The sequence below is a fragment of the Martinezella miluonensis genome (assembly GCF_900094545.1).
Taxonomy (GTDB): domain Bacteria; phylum Pseudomonadota; class Alphaproteobacteria; order Rhizobiales; family Rhizobiaceae; genus Rhizobium; species Rhizobium miluonense.
In genome coordinates, this window is sequence record NZ_FMAH01000025.1 from 48,409 (window position 1) to 63,409 (window position 15,001).

General features: G+C 59.3%; 17 protein-coding genes, 1 tRNA gene and 1 pseudogene. 10 read left to right on the top strand and 9 right to left on the bottom strand.

The window, feature by feature from the left end; all coding sequences use genetic code 11:
* Positions 1-73: 73 nt before the first annotated feature.
* The 6 genes from plsX to GA0061102_RS19545 all read left to right on the top strand — a co-directional run bounded on the left by plsX (position 74) and on the right by GA0061102_RS19545 (position 5,408).
* Positions 74-1,120 carry a phosphate acyltransferase PlsX gene (gene plsX, locus GA0061102_RS19520; RefSeq protein WP_092852311.1) on the top strand — a complete coding sequence of 349 codons (1,047 nt, stop codon included), beginning with the start codon at positions 74-76 and terminating at the stop codon, positions 1,118-1,120.
* Between the two features lie 19 nt (positions 1,121-1,139).
* Positions 1,140-2,111: a beta-ketoacyl-ACP synthase III gene (locus tag GA0061102_RS19525; RefSeq protein ID WP_092852313.1), complete on the top strand. Its 972-nt coding sequence runs from the start codon at positions 1,140-1,142 to the stop codon at positions 2,109-2,111.
* 108 nt (positions 2,112-2,219) lie between these two features.
* Positions 2,220-2,558, top strand: coding sequence for an integration host factor subunit alpha (locus GA0061102_RS19530; protein ID WP_007692773.1), 339 nt, complete (start codon positions 2,220-2,222; stop codon positions 2,556-2,558).
* A gap of 229 nt (positions 2,559-2,787) precedes the next feature.
* The gene (locus GA0061102_RS19535) at positions 2,788-3,336 is read left to right on the top strand and encodes a MerR family transcriptional regulator (protein ID WP_092852315.1); all 549 of its coding nucleotides are present in this window, start codon (positions 2,788-2,790) and stop codon (positions 3,334-3,336) included.
* Between the two features lie 364 nt (positions 3,337-3,700).
* A complete protein-coding gene (locus GA0061102_RS19540; RefSeq protein WP_092852317.1) occupies positions 3,701-4,804 on the top strand; it encodes a porin in 1,104 nt (367 codons plus the stop codon).
* A 259-nt stretch (positions 4,805-5,063) separates the two neighbouring features.
* Entirely contained in the window at positions 5,064-5,408 is a 345-nt protein-coding gene (locus GA0061102_RS19545) for a hypothetical protein (protein ID WP_092852319.1), read from the top strand.
* A 78-nt stretch (positions 5,409-5,486) separates the two neighbouring features.
* Here GA0061102_RS19545 and GA0061102_RS19550 read toward each other — a convergent pair whose 3' ends face one another.
* Positions 5,487-5,741 (bottom strand): hypothetical protein, encoded by a 255-nt coding sequence (locus GA0061102_RS19550; protein WP_092852391.1) that lies wholly within the window; start codon positions 5,739-5,741, stop codon positions 5,487-5,489.
* Positions 5,742-5,916: 175 nt separating this feature from the next.
* Here GA0061102_RS19550 and GA0061102_RS19555 point away from each other — a divergent pair, with 175 nt between their 5' ends.
* Together GA0061102_RS19555 and GA0061102_RS19560 are read left to right on the top strand one after the other, a co-directional pair.
* Positions 5,917-6,306, top strand: coding sequence for a BA14K family protein (locus GA0061102_RS19555; RefSeq protein ID WP_092852321.1), 390 nt, complete (start codon positions 5,917-5,919; stop codon positions 6,304-6,306).
* A gap of 86 nt (positions 6,307-6,392) precedes the next feature.
* Positions 6,393-6,469, top strand: a tRNA-Pro gene (locus GA0061102_RS19560).
* 37 nt (positions 6,470-6,506) lie between these two features.
* Here GA0061102_RS19560 and GA0061102_RS19565 read toward each other — a convergent pair.
* Positions 6,507-7,223 (bottom strand): hypothetical protein, encoded by a 717-nt coding sequence (locus tag GA0061102_RS19565; RefSeq protein WP_092852323.1) that lies wholly within the window; start codon positions 7,221-7,223, stop codon positions 6,507-6,509.
* Between the two features lie 91 nt (positions 7,224-7,314).
* Positions 7,315-7,707 carry a hypothetical protein gene (locus GA0061102_RS19570; protein ID WP_092852393.1) on the bottom strand — a complete coding sequence of 131 codons (393 nt, stop codon included), beginning with the start codon at positions 7,705-7,707 and terminating at the stop codon, positions 7,315-7,317.
* Positions 7,708-7,949: 242 nt separating this feature from the next.
* Here GA0061102_RS19570 and GA0061102_RS19575 point away from each other — a divergent pair, with 242 nt between their 5' ends.
* Both GA0061102_RS19575 and GA0061102_RS19580 read left to right on the top strand, forming a co-directional pair.
* Positions 7,950-8,162, top strand: coding sequence for a hypothetical protein (locus GA0061102_RS19575; protein WP_092852325.1), 213 nt, complete (start codon positions 7,950-7,952; stop codon positions 8,160-8,162).
* Between the two features lie 224 nt (positions 8,163-8,386).
* Entirely contained in the window at positions 8,387-9,409 is a 1,023-nt protein-coding gene (locus tag GA0061102_RS19580) for an extracellular catalytic domain type 1 short-chain-length polyhydroxyalkanoate depolymerase (protein ID WP_245298067.1), read from the top strand.
* A gap of 94 nt (positions 9,410-9,503) precedes the next feature.
* Here the strand turns inward: GA0061102_RS19580 and GA0061102_RS19585 are convergent, their stop codons facing one another.
* From GA0061102_RS19585 to GA0061102_RS19610, 6 genes and pseudogenes are all read right to left on the bottom strand, one after another.
* The gene (locus GA0061102_RS19585) at positions 9,504-9,794 is read right to left on the bottom strand and encodes a helix-turn-helix domain-containing protein (RefSeq protein ID WP_092852327.1); all 291 of its coding nucleotides are present in this window, start codon (positions 9,792-9,794) and stop codon (positions 9,504-9,506) included.
* A 167-nt stretch (positions 9,795-9,961) separates the two neighbouring features.
* A complete protein-coding gene (locus GA0061102_RS19590) occupies positions 9,962-11,140 on the bottom strand; it encodes a glycosyltransferase family 4 protein (protein ID WP_092852397.1) in 1,179 nt (392 codons plus the stop codon).
* Positions 11,141-11,193: 53 nt separating this feature from the next.
* Positions 11,194-11,571, bottom strand: a pseudogene (locus tag GA0061102_RS19595) (hypothetical protein); the annotation flags it as partial.
* Entirely contained in the window at positions 11,568-13,130 is a 1,563-nt protein-coding gene (locus tag GA0061102_RS19600; RefSeq protein WP_092852329.1) for an undecaprenyl-phosphate glucose phosphotransferase, read from the bottom strand. The pseudogene GA0061102_RS19595 and the gene GA0061102_RS19600, both read right to left, overlap by 4 nt.
* 76 nt (positions 13,131-13,206) lie before the next feature.
* Positions 13,207-14,352 carry a glycosyltransferase family 4 protein gene (locus GA0061102_RS19605; protein ID WP_092852331.1) on the bottom strand — a complete coding sequence of 382 codons (1,146 nt, stop codon included), beginning with the start codon at positions 14,350-14,352 and terminating at the stop codon, positions 13,207-13,209.
* A 12-nt stretch (positions 14,353-14,364) separates the two neighbouring features.
* The gene (locus tag GA0061102_RS19610; RefSeq protein WP_092852333.1) at positions 14,365-14,940 is read right to left on the bottom strand and encodes a polysaccharide biosynthesis/export family protein; all 576 of its coding nucleotides are present in this window, start codon (positions 14,938-14,940) and stop codon (positions 14,365-14,367) included.
* Positions 14,941-15,001: the final 61 nt, after the last annotated feature.

Consider the following 15,001-nt stretch of genomic DNA (forward strand, 5'->3'; position numbering starts at 1 on the left):
TGTAACCGGGGGAGAAAACGGTATTTTGACGCCAAATTCGCCGGTCTCGGCGGAGAAAAAGGACTAGGGACGCGTGATCAGAATTTCTCTTGACCTAATGGGTGGCGACTTCGGCCCTGAGGTTGTTGTTCCCGGCGCGGCCAAGGCGCTGGATAGGCATCCCGATATTACATTCATCATGTACGGACAGAAGGATCGCTGCGAAGCGGTCCTCGCTAAATACCCGAAACTTCGCGAAAAGTCGGTCTTTCACGAATGTGACGTTGCCATCAGCATGGATGAAAAGCCGAGCCAGGCGCTTCGCCGCGGCCGCTACGTTTCCAGCATGTGGCGTTCGATCGAGGCGGTGAAGGCAGGTGACGCCGATGTCGTCGTCTCCGCCGGCAACACCGGCGCGCTCATGGCGATGGCGAAATTCTGTTTGCGCACCATGGCGAATATCGAACGTCCGGCAATTGCGGCGATCTGGCCGACGCTTCGCGGCGAAAGCATCGTGCTCGATGTCGGCGCCACGATCGGCGCCGATGCGCAGCAGCTGCTCGACTTCGCCCTGATGGGCGGCGCCATGGCCCGCGCGCTCTTCGAGATCGAGCGCCCGACGATCGGCTTGCTGAACGTCGGCGTCGAAGAGATCAAGGGCCAGGAAGACGTCAAGGATGCCGGCCGCCTGATCCGCGAAGCCAATCTCGAGTCGCTGGAATATTTCGGCTTCGTCGAGGGCGACGATATCGGCAAGGGTACGGTCGATGTCGTGGTCACGGAAGGTTTTTCCGGCAATATCGCGCTGAAAGCGGCGGAAGGCACGGCGAAGCAGATCGGTTCCTATCTGCGTGCGGCCATGTCGCGCACGCTGCTGGCGCGCATCGGCTATGTCCTTGCCAAGGGCGCCTTCGATCTCCTGCGCGAGAAGCTGGATCCCAGCAAGGTCAATGGCGGCGTCTTTCTCGGCCTGAACGGCATCGTCATCAAGAGCCATGGCGGCGCGAATGTAGAAGCTTTCGCGGCCGCCATCGATGTCGGCTATGATATGGCCAAGAATGGGCTGACACAGAAAATCGAAAACGATTTGAAAAAATACCATGCCAAACGGCTGCCCCCGATCGGGCCGGAAGCGGCATGAGCTACGGGGTATAAGCGAAATGATCCGTTCAGTTGTTCGCGGATTTGGGGCGGCGCTCCCCAAGCGCGTCATGACCAATGCCGAGATGGAACAGGTTGTCGACACCAGCGATGACTGGATTGTCCAGCGCACCGGTATCCGCCAGCGTTACATAGCCGGCGAAGGCGAGACCACGGCTTCACTGGGCGAGCAGGCGGCGCGCGCCGCTCTCGCCAATGCCGGGATGACGCCCGACGATCTCGATTTGATCATCGTCGCGACGTCGACGCCGGATAACACCTTTCCGGCAACTGCGGTCAATATCCAGAACCGGCTCGGCATGCATCACGGCTTTGCCTTCGATGTCCAAGCCGTCTGCACCGGCTTTGTCTATGCGGTGACGACTGCGGACGCCTATATTCGCGGTGGCCTTGCCAAGCGCGTGCTTGTTATCGGTGCCGAGACATTCTCGCGCATCCTCGACTGGACCGACCGCACCACCTGCGTTCTCTTTGGTGACGGCGCCGGTGCGCTGATCCTCGAGGCGGGCGAGGGGAGCGGCGCCAATACGGACCGTGGCGTGCTGGCGGCAAGCCTGCGCTCCGATGGCGCGCACAAGGAAAAGCTCTACGTCGACGGCGGGCCGTCTTCGACGGGTACGGTCGGCGTTCTGCATATGGCAGGGCGCGAGGTGTTCAAGCACGCCGTCGGCATGATCACGGACGTCATCCAGGCTGCCTTCGATGCGACCGGCGCGACCGTGGACGATCTGGACTGGCTGGTGCCGCATCAGGCCAACCGGCGCATCATCGACGGCTCCGCCAAGAAGCTTGGAATTGCTCCCGAAAAAGTTGTGGTCACGGTCGACCTTCATGGCAACACGTCGGCCGCTTCGATCCCGTTGGCGATCGCGGTTGCTGCCGGTGACGGGCGAATCAAGAAGGGCGATATGGTGATGCTCGAGGCCATGGGCGGCGGTTTCACCTGGGGTGCGGTGCTGCTGCGCTGGTAACGCCATATCTCTAAAAGCCGATTCCGAACAAGAGCTTGACCGTTTGGCGCAAGGGCAATAGTCTCGCACGACTAGAATAAGATCACCTATCAATACGGGCGGGGAGCCATGACGGGCAAGACAGTGACGCGCGCAGATTTGGCGGAGTCGGTATTCCGGAAAGTCGGCCTCTCCCGGACGGAATCGGCAGAGCTTGTCGAGACGGTGATCGATGAAATTTGCAACGCCATCGTGCGTGGCGAGACTGTAAAGCTCTCCTCGTTCGCGACGTTCCAGGTGCGCGATAAAAACGAACGCATTGGTCGAAATCCGAAGACCGGCGAGGAAGTGCCGATCTCTCCGCGGCGGGTGATGACTTTCAAGGCATCGAATGTTTTGAAGACCCGCATTCTGAAGGCGCATGCCAGTCGTAAGGCGAAAGCCAGGCCGGCCAATCCCGCTTCCTAATTCAGTCGAAAGATCGATTTTCCCATAGGCCGTATGCCTTGCGCTGCGGCCTTTGTCGTTCGTTTTTCCGCTGCTTTTGCAGCTTGCTTGTGCAGCAGCCGCAGAAGCCACTTGAATTTCCACTGCCAAACCGTTGAAATATGGTGATTCGTATCCTGGCGAGATACGATGTCGATATCCGGTTTTGCGTGATCCGGCCCGAATGGCGCCGCATTCGCGCTGTGGGAGTATGATGATGGACAAGAGCCCGGATGCATTTCGCACGATCAGCGAAGTTGCGGAAGACCTTGATCTGCCGCAGCATGTCCTACGGTTCTGGGAGACCCGCTTTCCGCAAATCAAGCCGATGAAGCGCGGCGGCGGCAGGCGTTATTATCGACCCGAGGACGTCGACCTGCTGAATGGCATCCGCCACCTGCTCTACGATCACGGCTATACGATCAAGGGCGTGCAGAAGCTCTTGAAGACCAATGGCAACAAGTTCGTCATCGCGGTCGGTCATGGAGATCTCGCCAGCGTGGAGGCTCTGGCCTCTGCGGCGCAGGAGCACGCACCCGTCGAGCCGAGAGTGAACTCCGCCAATCCGGATGAAGATCAGGTCGTCGGCCGCGCCAAGGCGCCGATAAGCCGCCGCTTCTTCAATTTCGTAAGCGGTGACGATGGCGTGCCGGATGTTTCTCTCGGCAAATCCAGTGTCGGCAAAGAAGATCGGGCTCTGCTGCAGGAAACGCTTTACGACCTTCTGGAGTGCAAGCGCCTACTCGACCAGGTGCGATAACACTTGCTTCGCAGAACAAGCATGCGGTCGAAGACGACCTGCGCAGGTGTCGGTGCGATTGACCGAATGCAATCTTTGGTAGCTTGAGACGCGCCGCCCGCCCCTGCAGGCGCAACCTTGTTTCGTGTTGATGGCTCGAATGAATGGCGGTGACGATTTTGTCACACGACTCCGCCTCTGTGCCGCGGGAAATCGTTAGCCGGCCTTGTTGACTTGCTCCACTTTATCTCCGGGTCCAGTCTTCATAATGAAGCTTCGTTGCTTCACCCCTTTGGGGAAGGGAAACAGCCAGTCAGGCTATGGAGAGGCAAGAGATTGTCTGCCGGGAGACTCCATCCCTGATGGATCGTCGAATGGAGATACCATGAACATCAAGGGCCTTCTTCTTGGCTCCGCCGCTGCAATTGCCGCAGCGAGCGCTGCCCATGCTGCAGATGCAATCGTGTCTGCCGAACCAGAGCCACTGGAATATGTCCGCATCTGCGATGCCTATGGCACCGGCTATTTCTATATTCCGGGCACTGAAACCTGCCTGAAGATCGGCGGCAAGGTCCGTACCGAAGGCGAGTGGTACGATGCCTACAATCCGCGCAGCAAGGTCGGCACGCTCTGGCATGAGCGCGTAGAGCTCAATGTCGATACTGCCACCGACACGGAATACGGCCCCCTGAAGACCAACACCGTCGACCGCTGGGAGTGGCACGATGGAGGTGCCACTTCGTCCAAGCTGCTGTTCGCCAATATCAGCCTCGCGGGTTTCACCGTCGGCAAGCTCGATTCCCAATTCAATCTCTATGCGGGCTATGCCGGCGATGTCATCAACGACGATGCGATCTATGATGGCCCTTATGAACTGAACCAGCTGACCTACAATTACGATGCCGGTAACGGCTTTACGGCGGTCATCTCGCTCGAAGACAGCTACTCCACCGGCTCCGGCGCATCCTATGGCGCAGGCTGGTGGACTGACGGCAAGGCCAATCACTACGCTCCCGACGTCGTCGCCGGTGCTGGTTACAAGGTCGGTGATTGGGGCTTCAAGATCGTCGGCGGTTATGATTCGATCGCCGAGGAAGGCGCCATCAAGGCGCGCATCGATGCCAAATTCGGTGGCGTGGAAGCCTTCCTGATGGGAGGCTGGAACACTGATGGCGACAAGCTGAACAAATATGCCGGCACCAACCAGGATATTTCGGCCTGCACGGCGTCGAACGGCACCGTCAATGCCGCCAAATGCGGCTGGGGTGATTGGGCTCTTTGGGGCGGGGTTGGTGTTCCGATCAATGACAAGCTGAAATGGAATCTGCAGCTGGCCTATACGGAATCGAAGATTTTCGAGGCAACGACAAACCTCAAGATCCACCCGGTCAAGGATTTCCTGATCGAGCCTGAAGTAACCTACATGCATTACGACTATATCAAGGATGATACGGTTGCCGGCATTCTCCGTTTCGAGCGGAACTTCTGATTTGAGACGAAGCAACTTGTCTGCGCCTGCGACGATGCCGCAGGCGCGACGCGAACCTACAAGGCCTCGCCAGTGCGGGGCCTTTTCTTTGACGGCGATACCGGCGCTACCGGCCTGTTAATCACGATGACATTTTCACGCGTAATTATAGGCCATCTTGCCGTGGCTCGCGCATAGCTTGATAAGCTCGGCTTGCGAAAGGTTACCTTTGGCTGTATTTCGCTATCACGGGGTTGTATTGCTAAGTGCCGGAGGGAATATGCGTATACGTGCCACCATGGCGGCGAGCCTTGTCGCCATATCAACCATTCTATCGAGCTGTCAGACACCGCAGGAATCTGCGATGAATGCCGAAATGACATGCCAGTCGCAGGGTTACCGCCCTGGCTCCCAGCGTTACGCCCGTTGCGTCGGTGCAACCTACCAGGCCAATCGCGTCCAGGCGCAGCAAGCCGAAAATCAGGCCGCAACGCTTGCCGCTGCAGGCATCATCGGCGGCGTTCTCATCGGTGCTGCAGCCAGCGAAAACCGCCATCATCGCCGCTATTACGACCGGCCCTATTACGACCGGCCCTATTATCACCGCTGCTATCGCTGCTGGTAACCGCCGCGCTTATGCTGGTATGAGTGCAAAAACTCCGCCGGTCATGCTGGCGGAGTTTTTTGTTTGCACTGCTCACCGTCATAAGGGTGTTGCCTCCACGCGGCTGACAAGCTTGAGGCTCCGGTCCGGCTGGAGAATATAGGTCTCGTAGACATCCTGGCCCCACTGATTGGTGAAGCTGTGCTGGATGCGGCTGCCGATCGGCGATTCCGACAGTTTCGTGTGCGGCTGACCGCCATATGTGATGCTGCCGGGAATAGGTTGCAGAGATTCGGTTGTGTTGCATGCTGCAAGCAGCGGTGCGCATAGCAAAAGGGCGACAAAGGGCTTCATTGTTTCGGCTTTCTGCACGCTTCCCGCCTCCGCGAAATCGTCGCGCAATAAAGACGGAACGGCATCTATGAGTGTGGCTTCAAATCACTATATAAAGGTAATATCGGCGGGCTCGGCGACAAGGTTTTCACGCAGATGTGCTTGGCGCTGCTGCCGAATTTCGAAGGAGTCGCTTATGTTTACGATTGCCAGGTCGATAGCTGCCGCAGGCTTCGGTTTGCTGCTGGCGGCAGGTGCCGCAATGCCAGCCGGCGCCATCACTGTGCCGGCGCTGCCGGTGCCCCAACAGTCGGACGTCATCCAGGTTCATGATCACGGCCATTGGCATCATCACAACCACTGGGGCAGCGGCCACCGCCTGCACGGTTCCGATAGCTACTACGACGACGATTCGGACAGCGGTGTCCTCTTCAAATCCTTCGTGACAGGCACCTTGTTCAGCTGGCAGCGCTCTCGCGGCTACTACGACGGCCATGCACGCGCCTGCGCCAACCGCTATCGCTCCTATGATCCCGCTGATAATACCTATCAGCCGAGCCAGGGGCCGCGGCGGGAGTGCCGCTAGGCCGGAACTTTTTCTGAGCAAGCCGCCACTTTTCGCTTGCGTCGGGAAACTCTAAACTCTAAACGAAACAAGCCGTTTCGGCAGGTCGGGGCGTAGCGCAGCCCGGTAGCGCACTTGACTGGGGGTCAAGGGGTCGCTGGTTCGAGTCCAGTCGCCCCGACCATTTATTTCCTTGAACTCCCAATCAAATTTCCAGCGATTTAGCTACACCAAGAGGATGCCTGGCCAGTCCAGCGTCGTGCCAGCCCTTCCGAAACCATTTGGTCGCCGATCGAGCGGCCGGCGCGCATGGCGATGCGCAGCTTGCCGCCATTCTGGTCGTCGCGGCGGTTGCTGCCGGAGAGCACGAAAGTCCCATCGTTGAGAATGGCCTGCAGGCGCAGTTTCGCAGCCATGGCCTTCTGCCTCTCGCCCGGGCAGCGCGCAGCCTCCATGCCCGGCACGTCGATATCGGCGAGCTGGATCCGGATGCCGTCCTGCCAGAACGTATTGCCGTCAACCACGCAATTCGTGCCCGAACCGGCGCTGCAAAGCACAAACCGGCCACCTGCCTGAGCCCGTAGTCCGGGAATTGGCCGGTCGATGGACGGCTTGGTGATCGGCAGCGCCACAGGGATAGCGGCCGGTACCGCCGGGATAGAAGCCGGCGGCACGGGAAGGGCTGATGTCGCACGCGGTTCGGGAATGACCGCAGCCGGTCTGGCCTTCGGCTTGGCTGCTGGCACCGGCGCCTCCTGGGCCATATGCGGCATGCCGGCAACTGCACCGGCATGGGCGAGCATGGAGGGCATTTCCTTGCGATGCTGATAGGCGTACAGGCCGGCCACGGTCGCCAGGCCGACGAAGCCCCATAGCCATATCGAGCTGCCCGCCTTGGGTTGCGGCTTGCGCCGCGTGCGTCGTTTCGCTTTAGCCATGATGTCGTCCCTCGATTGCGAGGGGATTATCGCCGCGATTTCTTACCGATCCGTTGGCTTTCTCTCATGCGGTGACGAGGGCAGGGGATTCCTATTTCGCCGATGAGGTCGCAGGTTTCAGCTTCACCGACATCGTCACCTGTCCGTTTACCGAAAGTTTCGGTCCTCGGCCGTCGAAATTATTGACCGACGTATTGCTGGACATGGCGCTGATTTCGCAGGCATCTGCAATGGTGTCGAGGAGGGTCGCGCAGCTGCTTGCAGCGATCTTATAGAAGGATTTCAAAGCCTTCTCCTGCTGCTCCTCGCTGTCACCCTCCGGCACGGAATAGGAGATCGATATTCCGGATTGCACGGAAATATATCCTTCCGGCGACTGGCGGGGATTGCGTAAGGGAAGGTTCTGAAGGTTCTGCGCAAGGGCCGGCAGAGCCGAGCCGGCGAGCAGCAGGCCGAGAATGGCCGGGGCCAAAAATCTAGTCATCGTCATCTCTCCGTTTCCGCCGCTTATCGCAGGTGCGGATGAAGGCTTGGTAATGGCGCGACTTGAAATTGTATAAATAGCGGGATTTGCCGCATTATGTGCGAATCAGAAAAGCGTCAGCGCGGGCGATTGCTTCCTTGCCAAGCCCGCAGCCAGGGAGCATAGTCCACTCATATTGTCGGGTATGAAGCGGGCGCCGACAGGGTTCTGCGTGTTCCGGCCCAAAGGATGAGACCGCGCGAATGTTGGAAACCCCTATCCATCCACGGGACTTGCCGCTGTTTTCAGACGATCTGGATCGCTTGGAGAAGGTGCTGGATACGGTCTGCCAGGATCGCGGCATCAATTTGCGCAGCCAGCAAGCGGAGCGTCTCGGCGCATTGATCATTCAGCTTTATCGCCAGGGCGTGAAGGACGACACCAAGCTTCTGGCGCTTGCAAGGGCTTATTTCTGACACGGCCGCTTTTTTTATGGCCTTGAATCTAATCGGTTTAAGCTGATTTCACATAGCAGCAATGACGCTTTGTCGCTGTTCGAAGCCTCACTTCCACCCTATATTTGCTGCATTGCACAAAGAGAGTGTGTCTCTCGATGTCACTGATTCCCCCTGGGGGCAGTGCGCGGCTGCCGTAACGAAACAAAAATACATGCGGCGGGCGTGGATAATCTGAAAGGTCCATGATGAATTTCAAAGTTCCGAGCCGGCTTCGCCGCCTGCTTCCCGAATCCGTCGAGCTGCCGCAGCTCAAGTTTCCGGTGACACAGCCGCAAACGTCGCCTTTGCGTCGTCGCGTCTCCACGCGCCCGGCTCCGCAGCGGTTGACCGAAGTTCTGTGGTTCGGTCGCAATCCTGGTGGCCTGCGCATGCTCGAATACGTACCGCCGGGCGTCAAAGGCCCGATGCCGCTCGTTATCGTTCTGCACGGCTGTCATCAGAATGCCGAGGATTTCGATCGCGCCAGCGGTTGGTCGGCACTCGCCCGACAGCATGGGTTTGCCGTGCTCTACGCCGAGCAGAAAGCATCGAACAATCCCAATCTCTGTTTCAACTGGTTTCGCCCGAGCATGGTAACGCGCGATCGCGGCGAGCTCGGCTCCATCCGCGAGATGATCGATTTCAGCCGCCGGGTGCATGAGATCGACGACAGCAGGATTTTCGTGATGGGCCTTTCGGCCGGTGGCGCCATGGCCGCAGCACTGCTTGCGACTTATCCGAAACTGTTTGCCGCGGGCGCCATCATCGGCGGCCTGCCTTTCGGTGCGGCCCGCGACGCCATGTCTGCCCTGGACGTAATGAAGCGCGGCTCCACGCGTTCGGCCGATAAGTGGGGCCATCACATTCGCGAGGCCTCTCCCGACGCCGATCGCTTTCCTGTCGTTTCCATCTGGCATGGCGATGCCGACGATGTCGTTTCCTTTGTCAATGCCGAGTCGTCTGTCGCACAATGGCTTGCCGTGCGCGAACGTCCGCGTACCAAGGGTCGCCTGCGCCTCTTCGAAGGCGGCGAGCGCCGTGAATGGCGTGACGACTACGGCAATATGATCCTGGAGCTGGTGACGCTGACCGATTTCGGACATGGCCTGCCGGTCTGTCCGCTCATCGAGGGTAGGGAGCCGGCAAACGATACCGAGCGCTTCATTTTGCCCGCGGTCGTTTCAGCGCCTGAACAGCTGGTCAAAAGCTGGGGTTTGGCCGCCTGAAGTCACTTCAGGAAAAATGCGCATCGGTCTTCCAGCGAAGAGCGATGCAATGCAGCGGTTAGCGGCGCCGTAGAATACGGAGCTGCTCCGGCTATCAATCATCATTGGTCGCGTTCAAGTTTTCCGGCCGGATGCCGTCATTCTCAGCCCAATGCTTGAAACGGATGCCGGCACCGCCGCTTCCGTCGCTGCCGCCGGCGAGGAAAAGCATGCCGCGGGTTTCCAGAGCGGAACGAACGGCGGCAAGCGCCTTCATATCAGTGGAACTTCCGTCCCGCTCCAGTGCTTCGATGGCCGAAACCGGAAGCCCGGTCTCGGTGGCAAGTGCTTCCACCGTCAGTCCGAGCATGGCGCGCGCACCGCGCAATTGTGCTGATGTGATCATGGCTTAACTCTACTGCATAAGCTCGAAAATCGGAACTGGTTTCAGGTGAAAAACGCGTGGGAAGCTAACGCATGTCGCGCAAAAGTGTGCAGCGGTTTTGCGACAACGACATGCGCAAAATCAAAGCCTAAAGCGCAACAAGCGAATCTGAAAGATCGCGATGCGCTTTAGAATGCAGCGGCATTCTGCGGCCTGACCTTCTCCGGCATTTTCAAGGGGGCTGGGACCGGATAGCCAAGCATATCGTAGTAAATCTTCTCCGTGGCGTCGGCCATGCCCGCGAGTGTATAGCTATCCTTGCGGCGGCGGGCCTCGGCCGTGAGGCTCGCAAGCAGCTTGGGATCGGCAAGGCGCTTCATTGCAAGGGCCAGCTCTCTCGGATCGTCGCTGTTCGGTACGATATAGCCGTTCTTGCCGTGTTCGAGCACCGTACGCGCGCCGCCGACATCGGCGAGCAACAGCGGCTTCCCTGCCGCTGCGGCTTCGAGCATCACATAGGACATCGCTTCATAGCGGCTCGGCATGACCACGACATCGACGGCATCGATCGCGGTGACACCCGGCACGCTGCCGTCGATGCTCGCACGATGCTCCAGGCCGGCGGTCTTGATCATGGTGGTGACGGCGGCCGCCAATTCGCCGATCCCGATCATCAGCAAATGAGCCTGCGGCAATTCCTGGGCAATGCGGGCAAAGGCCTGGACGAGCCGCTCCGGCGCCTTCTGCCGGGTCATTCGGCCGACGAAACCGAAGAGCAGGGCATCCTGAGCTATGCCATAGCGCTTGCGGATGGCGATGCGTTGGCTGATCGGCGGCGCGTTGACGCCATTGACGACGATACTGAGGCGAGCCTCGGAAATTCCGAGCGACAATGCGTGGTTATATTCGTCCTGCGATACGCAGATCAGGCGGTCCGTCAGCCAGTTGCCAAGCAGGCGCTCGATGCCGCCATAGATCAATCGGCCTTTTGAGCCCAGTGCCGGATCCATGGTGCGAAACGCATGCGGCGTATACAGCACGGGGACGTGCTTTCCCGGCAAGCGCAGCCGCGTCAGGGCTCCCGCCTTCGAGCTATGACCATGGATCAGATCGAACGGCCCTTGCTCGGTGGCAATTTTGCGGAGATATCTCCAGACGGTGATATCCCATGGACCTGGCGCGCGTCGCATGCCGAGCGGAATGACCCTGTCGAGGCCGATGCCCTCCAGTTCTGAGACGAAGGCGGCTTCGGCGCGCACCGGCGAATAGACCGCAGTCACCGAATGGCCGCGATGCTGCATCGCCCGACACAGATCGAGGAAGTGCCGTCCGGAGCCGCCGCCGCTCGGTTCGAGAACCTGCAGCATTGACAGACGCTTGATGCTGGTGCGGATATTCAAGGTGCTGCTTCCCTTCCACTCAAGCTACGCTGATACTTTTGCTCGATGGCGGCGTAGAAGACGGAACTCAGGGCCAGAAAGGTGGAGACGGCGATATAGATCGGGCCGTCGAGATGGTCGCCGGCCCTGAACGCGCGCATCTGCGTGATCGAGAGCATTTCGCCGATGTTGAAGGCCAGGAAGAGAACCAGAAGCGGCGCGACGCCGGGGGATATCTTCAGACCGATAATGAACCAGATGCCAATGAGAGGGGCGAGCCACACCTCATAGGGGCCCGGTTCCGCGATCACGAAACCCGACAGGAATACCCCCACGGTGACGCAGGCCGTTGCGATCAGCCGCATGGTGACGAGCTGCGGCTGGACGACGCCCGAAGGTGGGAGTTCGATCGCGCTCAATAGGCATTTTCCGTATTGAGCAGACTGAACGGTGTCTTGAACAGGATCTTCAGATCGAACAGCAGCGACCAGTTCTCGATGTAGTAGAGATCGTAGGCCGTGCGGAACTTGATCTTGTCGTCGCTGTCGATTTCTCCGCGCCAGCCGTTGATCTGCGCCCAACCGGTCACTCCGGGCTTGACGCGATGGCGCGCGAAATAGCCTTCTACGACATCGGCATAGGTGCGGTTGTGGCTGGCGGCGAGCACGGCATGGGGGCGCGGGCCGACGAGCGAGAGACTGCCGAGCAACACGTTGAAGAGCTGCGGCAATTCATCGATGGATGCCCTGCGGATGAAACGGCCGACAGGAGTGACGCGCGGGTCGTTCTTGGTAACGGCATTGCGTGCTGTCGGATCGCTCATATGCGTGTACATCGAGCGGAACTTGAAGACCTTGATGATCTCGTTGTTGAAGCCGTGACGCTTCTGCATGAAGAGGATCGGCCCCTTCGAGGTCACCTTCACGGCGATCGCCGCGCCGAGCATGATCGGCCAGAGCAGTGTCAGCGCGAACAGGCTGAAGAAAATGTCGAAGATGCGCTTGGCGACGCCGTCCCAATCGCGGATCGGTTTGTTGAAGATGTCGAGCATCGGCACGGCGCCGACATGCGAATAGGAGCGCGGCCGGAAGCGTAGCTTGTTGGCATGCGCCGCCAGGCGAATATCGACCGGCAACACCCAGAGCATCTTCAGCAGCTGCAGGATACGATCCTCGGCACTGCTCGGAAGCGAGATGATCAACATGTCCACCCGCGCCAGCCGGGCGAACTCGACCAGCTCGGCGACCGTGCCCAGCTTTGGATAGCCTGCCACCATGACGGGCGAGCGCTTCTCGCCGCGATCGTCGAAGATCCCGCAAATGCGGATGTCGTTGTCGGACTGATGCTCGAGGGCGCGGATCAGCTCCTTGGCCGGCTCGCCGCCGCCGACGATCACGGCGCGGCGTTCCATGAGCCCGTTGCGAGCCCAATTGCGAATGCCATAGGCGAAAAGGAACCGTGCCACGAGAATAAAGCCTGCGCCCGTCGCCAGCCAGGCGCCGAGCAGAGGCATTGAATAGATGCTGTTTATTTCGAATGGGAAGAGAGCGATGGTCATCACTGCGAAGGCAGCGACCCATGGTCCGAGGATCCGGTAAAGGTAGCGGTGAGGCGAGCGCAGTATCGGTATCTGATAGGCGTCCGCCACCTGCAGAAACACGATGGCGAGGCCGCTCAACGCAATGGTCACCGCAGCTTTCGACAGGAAGGGATGATCGCCCGGCGTCGTTCCGAAAAAGAGGAGCGCGAGCCCGAGAGCAAGCAACGACAGGAATTCGAACAGCCGATACTGGCCGATGATGATCGCCGGCGTCTGATTGGTTTCGCGAAATTGCTCGGCGATCTGCCGTGCATAAGCGTTGATTTCGCTGCTTGGGCGATTGTCCTGCGTCTCGTCGGTACCGCGGGTGCGAATTTCCGAGACCTGCTTGCGAATGTTGTCCAAGTTAAATTGCTCGGACTTTTCAGTAGTGTTCATGGCAATTTATCCGGTCGCTACCGGAAAAGGCCTAGCAGATATCAGCTAAGAAACACTTACAACACCTGCTTGTATTCTAATGTTCGCCACCAGAACCAAGTATATTTTGATACAGGTTCAAAGTATCCCGCGCCATGACCGGAGCGGAAAAGTTTAACCGGATTGTCTCGATATCGGGCATATTGCGGCGACCCCACCCCAGATCCGTAACGGCTTCGGTCATCACGCGGGAGAGGTCGTCGGCATCGTCGGATTTGGCGAGCGCTGCACTGTCTTCTCCGAGCGCTTCCGGGATGCCGCCGACGCGCGAAGCGATGACGGTCTTTCCGGCCGCCAGTGCCTCGAGAACGATATAGGGCATGGCTTCGGCGCGTGAGGGAACGACGACGTTCTGGGATACGGCGAAAGCCTCTTGCACGCGCATGGCCGGCAACATGCCGATGCGGTGGCCAAGGCCGCGCTCGATCATCATCCTATGATACTTGTCCCTGTCCGGTCCGTCGCCGATCATCAACGCAGAGAGCGGCCTGCCGATCCGTCGTTCCGTCTTGGCAAAAGCGTCCACAAACAGATCGGGACCTTTGAGGTCCCTTAGCATGCCGATATAGACGAAATGCACGGAGTCCGATCGCGTCGGGATATTGCGGAAATCCCGCTCGCTGATGCCATTATAGATCAGGACCGCGCGCGTGCGCGGTTTGCCGACTTTCTTCTCGTAGGCGCGCCGTTCGAAATCGCAGATGAAGATCAGACCGTCGGTCAGAAACTCCAGCATTCGCTCCATGCTGTGCACCAGCATGCCTTGCAGCGAGGTGCGCGAGAAGTGCAGGCTGCCGCCATGCGCAGTATAAAGGCGGGCTACGCGATACCTGTTGACCCGCAGGATCGAGCCGAGAACGCGCGCAAGCAGGCCGCCTTTGGCGCCATGCCCGTGCAGCACATCCGGCCGCAAACTCTTGATTTCCCCGTAGCCGTTCCAAAGCGTGGTGACATCGGACAGGCTGATTTGACGCCGGATCGGCAACCGGATCACGCCGAGTGCCAGAAAGGGCGCAATGTCTTCGAACAGATGGTCCTCATGCTCTCCGCCGGTAAGGCTGTCGCAGAGGATACCGACTTCGTGCCCCGCCTTGCTCTGTTCTTCCGCCAGATCGCGGACATGACGGAAGACCCCGCCGACCGGCGATCTGAAGCAGTGAAGGATGCGGAGCGGTTTTGCCATGAGCGGTCGCGGTCAGAACAACCGCTCTCTGACGTAGAGGGTGTCACCTGCAAGTACCGGATCGGAGATGCCGACGCGGCCCGTCATGACGTGGCCGTTGATCTTGCGTGTGACGTCCGCGTTGGATTGATTGGCACGGCTGCTGAAGCCGCCGGCAACCGCGATGGCATTTTGAACGGTCATGCCCGGCACGTAGGAATATTGGCCCGGCTGGCCGACTTCACCCATGATGTAGACCGAACGATACCGATCGACATCGATGGAGACGTCGGGATCGCGAATGTAACCCTGACGCAGCTTCTGGGCGATCTGGCCCGAAAGCTGCTGCAAGGACCGTCCGCGGGCAGGGACCTGGCCGATCAGCGGAAAGGCAATATAGCCGGCCTGGTCGACCGTATAGGTATTGCTGAGGCCCGGCTGATCAAACACCGTCACGCGCAACCGGTCACCGCTGTCCAAAGTATACGGCTGGATGGTGGCCTCGCTGAAGGCCTTCGGCGCAGGCTTATAGGTGTTGCAGCCGGCAAGCGCGGCGCTCATGGCTAGCATGCCGAGGGCAAGGGCTATCTTTGGCTTTGCGAAGGGCATTTCGCACTCATTGGAAAGGGAGAAATCACTGCCGCGGTTATCAATCCGTTAGGGTTAACGG

Excerpts from the sequence above, each read along its gene's own strand:
- GA0061102_RS19575 (WP_092852325.1), top strand. The coding sequence starts at position 7,950 with ATGTTGGAAACCCCTATCCATCCACGGGACTTGCCGCTGTTTTCAGAC.
- GA0061102_RS19525 (WP_092852313.1), top strand. The coding sequence starts at position 1,140 with ATGATCCGTTCAGTTGTTCGCGGATTTGGGGCGGCGCTCCCCAAGCGC.
- GA0061102_RS19600 (WP_092852329.1), bottom strand. The coding sequence starts at position 13,130 with ATGAACACTACTGAAAAGTCCGAGCAATTTAACTTGGACAACATTCGC.
- GA0061102_RS19590 (WP_092852397.1), bottom strand. The coding sequence starts at position 11,140 with ATGCTGCAGGTTCTCGAACCGAGCGGCGGCGGCTCCGGACGGCACTTC.
- GA0061102_RS19610 (WP_092852333.1), bottom strand. The coding sequence starts at position 14,940 with ATGCCCTTCGCAAAGCCAAAGATAGCCCTTGCCCTCGGCATGCTAGCC.
- GA0061102_RS19580 (WP_245298067.1), top strand. The coding sequence starts at position 8,387 with ATGATGAATTTCAAAGTTCCGAGCCGGCTTCGCCGCCTGCTTCCCGAA.
- GA0061102_RS19570 (WP_092852393.1), bottom strand. The coding sequence starts at position 7,707 with ATGACTAGATTTTTGGCCCCGGCCATTCTCGGCCTGCTGCTCGCCGGC.
- GA0061102_RS19540 (WP_092852317.1), top strand. The coding sequence starts at position 3,701 with ATGAACATCAAGGGCCTTCTTCTTGGCTCCGCCGCTGCAATTGCCGCA.
- GA0061102_RS19535 (WP_092852315.1), top strand. The coding sequence starts at position 2,788 with ATGATGATGGACAAGAGCCCGGATGCATTTCGCACGATCAGCGAAGTT.
- GA0061102_RS19550 (WP_092852391.1), bottom strand. The coding sequence starts at position 5,741 with ATGAAGCCCTTTGTCGCCCTTTTGCTATGCGCACCGCTGCTTGCAGCA.
- GA0061102_RS19530 (WP_007692773.1), top strand. The coding sequence starts at position 2,220 with ATGACGGGCAAGACAGTGACGCGCGCAGATTTGGCGGAGTCGGTATTC.
- GA0061102_RS19565 (WP_092852323.1), bottom strand. The coding sequence starts at position 7,223 with ATGGCTAAAGCGAAACGACGCACGCGGCGCAAGCCGCAACCCAAGGCG.
- GA0061102_RS19555 (WP_092852321.1), top strand. The coding sequence starts at position 5,917 with ATGTTTACGATTGCCAGGTCGATAGCTGCCGCAGGCTTCGGTTTGCTG.
- GA0061102_RS19605 (WP_092852331.1), bottom strand. The coding sequence starts at position 14,352 with ATGGCAAAACCGCTCCGCATCCTTCACTGCTTCAGATCGCCGGTCGGC.
- GA0061102_RS19545 (WP_092852319.1), top strand. The coding sequence starts at position 5,064 with ATGCGTATACGTGCCACCATGGCGGCGAGCCTTGTCGCCATATCAACC.
- GA0061102_RS19585 (WP_092852327.1), bottom strand. The coding sequence starts at position 9,794 with ATGATCACATCAGCACAATTGCGCGGTGCGCGCGCCATGCTCGGACTG.